Raw genomic sequence first — 4,113 nt, forward strand, 5'->3', positions numbered from 1 at the left:
CTACTGTACTTTTAGCTTGGGCGGCAATTATATCTGAGGGGTGAAAATAGGGGGAATTCCAAAAGTCGTAGGTGGCACTCGCTGCGGCTAGATTTCCCGAAGCTTGTGGCACACTTGTACTAGGTTGACTGGCCAAGTTTTCTACGATACTGATTAACCTTTTCTTTCTTCTGGTGTCCCCTAGGTCTGCATATTGTAATTCTTGGGCTGCCCATTTCTCCATTTTTTTGCTTACCTCCACCTTAATTCCTTCTTTCAAAACTATACCTATCAATCGTTTCCCCTTTTTTTAAGTTTCTTCTCTTTTTGTTAAGAAAGATCTGACTAATGGATAGCTTATCAAGGGGGGCAGGGGGGATCAAACCCCCCTTATCAAGGTAGGATCAAACCCCCCTTATCAAGGTAGGATCAAACCCCCCTTATCAAGGTAGGATCAAACCCCCCTTATCAAGGTAGGATCAAACCCAAAATTAAATCAACTTATTGTTTAGTTATAACCTAAGTTCGGGATGCTGAGTTATTGACTTTGGTTTGATAAAGTTTAAAACAACTTTGCATCACCTCTCGCGGCTTTCCTTGACTTTGCCTAACAAGAGAACTTATTTCCTCCTCAGTAAAAGTCGGCTCTTCGTTACTTGTTATGGTTCGATAGGGGGGCATAAATCAACAAAATCTTTATCTGGTAAGGGATTTAATTGATTAGTTCGCTTTAGATAAAAAACAATTGATAAAAATCGCCCAATGTCTTTCTCTATAAGGGTTCCATCCCTTATAACTCCCGTCTATTGCATAAGACAAACCGAAGAACCTAAAAGTCACTCTGGTTTGAATTAGACGATGACTAATAAACTCTTTAATTTTAGCTTCATCCCATAATTTAATCGAAAATTGTTGACAAATTCCCTCGAAAGGTGAGTCACCTCCTTTGTTATCAGGAAATAAAACATCAAGGGAACGATTAGCCGCTACTACTAATCTTAAAGGTGGATCAGGACGATTAGCCAACTCTCTTAATTGGCTTCTAAGCTGATAGCTGAAATATTTTTGAGTCATATTATCTACCACATCCAATAATAACAGGATTTTATGTTTTTCTAATTCCCTAGTTAATCTAGTTCCTTTGAGCGGTTTATCGTAAGGTACAGCTATACCAATCTGATTACATAATTCATAATAAAAATCCTTATCTCCTGCTAATCCTTCTAAGTTGAGATACAAGGGTTGTCGATGCAAATACTCCCTTGCTTGATGGTAAATTCCCCAAAGCAGGGTGGTTTTTCCCGTTCCCCTTTCCCCGATAATAGCAGCACTACTGCCGGAATTTAAAACCTCAAAAATATCTTTAATTTCTTGTTCTCGGCCAAAAATCTGCTGAATTTCTTTAATACCTCCGGAAGTGGGTTTAAAAGGATTATGGGCATTTTTTTGGGGTTGTAATTGCGGAAAATATTTAAAAATAGTCTGAACTGGAATCGCTCTTCCTCCTAAATCACTGTACTCATCTCTGGTTTTATTCACCACTCCGCACACTTTCCCCGTGCGTAAATTTAACAGAGGTGAACCACTAAAACCGGGTTGTACTTGCCCTAATTTAAACTTGATTAGGGGGTTTTCATCCCCCGTTAAACCTATATACTCAAAGTCACTAGGATCACCGTTCGGATAATCGTTGGTATAGCCGAAAGTGTATAATTTATCTGTTGATTGTAAATCGTGATCAAAATCGACATATTTGTGATCTAAAGACGAGTTTAATTGTAAAAGAGCCAGATCGATCCCGTCTAGATTCGGTAAGTTGATAATTTTAGCACTAGACATTTTACCTTGCCAAATTATCTCGATAGTCTCGCGATTATCCCGCGCATCTTTCACCACATGAAGACAGGTCAAAATTAACCCTTGTCCCACAAAAAAGCCTGTTCCTGACCCATAGATTAACTTTAACCTGACAGTGTACGGGGGTAGAGATTCTGGGGTAAGCATTTAATCAATTTATCCTCCCCATTCCAGAGTAATTTTTAAATTTCCCTTTCCTTCACCTTCCACAATTAAAGCGGTTAGTTTACCAGATTTTACCCTGACTTCTACCCCAAATTCTACGGTCGCCTTTTTGGGTTTCACTTTATTGATCGTAGCAGCGATCGATTCAGTAACTGCCTCAATTGTATCAGCCACACTTTGAAAGTCAAATATTTGATCGGATACTTCCCGTTCACCACCGAAACTTCTCGCTTCCACTAACATGGTGACATTTTCTTTAACTTTCACTGAAATAATCTCAGATCTAGATTCTGGCATAAGGCTCCTTCAATGACCCGTTTATGGTTTTCTCGATTGCTTCTCGGACAAACTTATAGCGGAACTAAAAAGGCTTATATATATTTCGGCACGGATTCCCATTATACTAGAAAGTATAGGTCAAATCGAGGGATTTTGTCAACTCTTTTTTGCCATTAATCTATTCGTGTTATGCAAGGGAGGGGGTTATAAGGAATGAAACCCCGATAGAGACAGACATTGCTGCGATTTTTGTCAATTGTTTTCGCTTTAGAACGAACTAATCAATTAAGTCTCTTGCCAGATAAGGATTTAGTCAATTTATGCCCCCATATCGAACCATACCAAGTAACGAGGAACCTTCTTTTTCCTCTTCTTGAATTGCCGATTTCGGGACAATGACGACGTTAACTGATTCCTCGACTTCGTTGAATAGTTCTAAAACATATCCTTCCTCACCCCCCTTCGGATGGGCAACTATATCGACAAGAATCGCCGAATCACCCTGCTTAAGATTGTATTCGGGAACGTCGCGGGCTAGGGTCACTTCTTCGTATAGTTGCGCCATGGTTTATTTTTCCTTTCGGGGTTTGAGGGTGATAAATTGAAATTGATGATCTAGGTTTCGTTTTAGCCAAATCGTGACAACGGATAGGCGAACTTGATTACTGCTGATTAATTCCCCCTCGACTCGATAGAAGGTTCCGTATTCGTTGGTAAGATCTTCGATGGCGGGATTGGTTTGAATTAGTTGGATGAGGGCGGTTTTTAGTGCATCGGGATTAGCGAGGGTAAAGCCAGCGCGGGCGAGGTATTTTGATTTGTCATCTTTGGGGCGAAATTTGAGGAGATATTTAGTTATTTTATCATCGGGAATTAGGGAGTCGCTAGGCAGGTACATCGGATCGAGAGAATTTTGTTTGATTTTACCTTGAATTGAAGTTTTAATATCGATTAACTGATCAAGTGTATTAATTGATATTGTTTCAAGTTTTTTTTGGGTTGTAATTGCAGAAAGTTTTTTGAAATAGTCTGGACTAAAAAGGCTTATATATATTTCGCCACGGATTCCCATTATAATAAAAAGTATAGGTCAAATCGAGGAATTTTGTCAAGTCTTTTTTAGCATTAATCTATATAATTGTCGGGTTGCTTACCAGTCATTGTCCTAAAAAAAATTATGCCCTGGTTTGTTAAACAAGCATATATGCAGCGGTTAACCGAGACAGCACAAGAGCCTCTCTTATTCTTTGTGTGATCAGTTTAACTTATAGGCTCTTCGGGAATTGTTATGCAAATAATTAACTTAAAATAAAATTCGATGAGAGTACCTACGCCTAAAAGTAGCTGAAATCTATACAGGGAGACACTTACGGCACAAACAAGTTAATATCAAAAGATAGACAATCGAGTTAAGATTTGATATAATAGCCAAAAACCAGAGTATTTTACTTATGATACTTGACAAATTTTTGAACCTAAAAGGAACGTCTATTCAAGGCTATCTACACCTAGAAAATATCGGTATAGTTTGCCAAATCGAATCGAAAAATCAAAAAGCAATCTGTCCTCGTTGTGGGTTAGAGAGCGATAAACTCCACCAAAATCATCGACATTTAGTCAAAGATTTACCAATCTCAGGTCAACCAGTGTACCTACAGGTTAATCGTCGTCAATTTAAGTGCGATAATTGTCGAAAACCCTTTAGTGAAGAGTTAGATTTTGTCGCCAAGAAACGAACCTATACGAAAAGACTAGCCGAGAATATACTCGAACAATTAAAAGAAGGAGATATTTTAAATGTTAGCCGAAGAAATGACGTAACGGAAGAAGAGA

Annotated in this window: 6 protein-coding genes and 1 pseudogene; 2 read left to right on the top strand and 5 right to left on the bottom strand. The window is 38.6% G+C overall.

The window, feature by feature from the left end; all coding sequences use genetic code 11:
* The 3 genes from IQ224_RS22075 to IQ224_RS22085 form a co-directional block, all read right to left on the bottom strand.
* On the bottom strand, positions 1-223 hold a 223-nt coding region (locus IQ224_RS22075), incomplete at its 3' end, for a transposase (protein ID WP_130757148.1).
* Positions 224-699: 476 nt separating this feature from the next.
* Positions 700-1,983, bottom strand: a complete 1,284-nt coding sequence (locus IQ224_RS22080; RefSeq protein ID WP_228036351.1) for a serine protease — start codon at positions 1,981-1,983, stop codon at positions 700-702.
* 9 nt (positions 1,984-1,992) lie between these two features.
* Positions 1,993-2,298, bottom strand: coding sequence for a CU044_2847 family protein (locus IQ224_RS22085; RefSeq protein ID WP_002746217.1), 306 nt, complete (start codon positions 2,296-2,298; stop codon positions 1,993-1,995).
* Positions 2,299-2,456: 158 nt separating this feature from the next.
* Here IQ224_RS22085 and IQ224_RS25175 point away from each other — a divergent pair.
* Positions 2,457-2,679 (top strand): annotated as a pseudogene (locus tag IQ224_RS25175) (hypothetical protein).
* On the opposite strand, the gene IQ224_RS22090 reads toward IQ224_RS25175, so the two are convergent.
* Positions 2,594-2,845, bottom strand: coding sequence for a DUF4926 domain-containing protein (locus tag IQ224_RS22090; protein WP_002746218.1), 252 nt, complete (start codon positions 2,843-2,845; stop codon positions 2,594-2,596). The pseudogene IQ224_RS25175 and the gene IQ224_RS22090 overlap by 86 nt on opposite strands.
* 3 nt (positions 2,846-2,848) lie before the next feature.
* Complete coding sequence (locus IQ224_RS22095; RefSeq protein ID WP_002746221.1) at positions 2,849-3,178, bottom strand: DUF6883 domain-containing protein; 330 nt, start codon at positions 3,176-3,178, stop codon at positions 2,849-2,851.
* Positions 3,179-3,731: 553 nt separating this feature from the next.
* On the opposite strand from IQ224_RS22095, the gene IQ224_RS22100 reads away from it, so the two are divergent.
* A partial coding sequence (locus tag IQ224_RS22100) for a transposase family protein (RefSeq protein ID WP_194033130.1) occupies positions 3,732-4,113 on the top strand: 382 nt, incomplete at its 3' end.

It is taken from the genome of Microcystis sp. LEGE 00066 (assembly GCF_015207925.1).
GTDB classification, from domain to species: domain Bacteria; phylum Cyanobacteriota; class Cyanobacteriia; order Cyanobacteriales; family Microcystaceae; genus Microcystis; species Microcystis ichthyoblabe_A.

What these genes read in the sequence shown, in the direction of transcription:
- IQ224_RS22090 (WP_002746218.1), bottom strand. Translation starts at nt 2,845, where the DNA reads ATGGCGCAACTATACGAAGAAGTGACCCTAGCCCGCGACGTTCCCGAA.
- IQ224_RS22080 (WP_228036351.1), bottom strand. Translation starts at nt 1,983, where the DNA reads ATGCTTACCCCAGAATCTCTACCCCCGTACACTGTCAGGTTAAAGTTA.
- IQ224_RS22085 (WP_002746217.1), bottom strand. Translation starts at nt 2,298, where the DNA reads ATGCCAGAATCTAGATCTGAGATTATTTCAGTGAAAGTTAAAGAAAAT.
- IQ224_RS22095 (WP_002746221.1), bottom strand. Translation starts at nt 3,178, where the DNA reads ATGTACCTGCCTAGCGACTCCCTAATTCCCGATGATAAAATAACTAAA.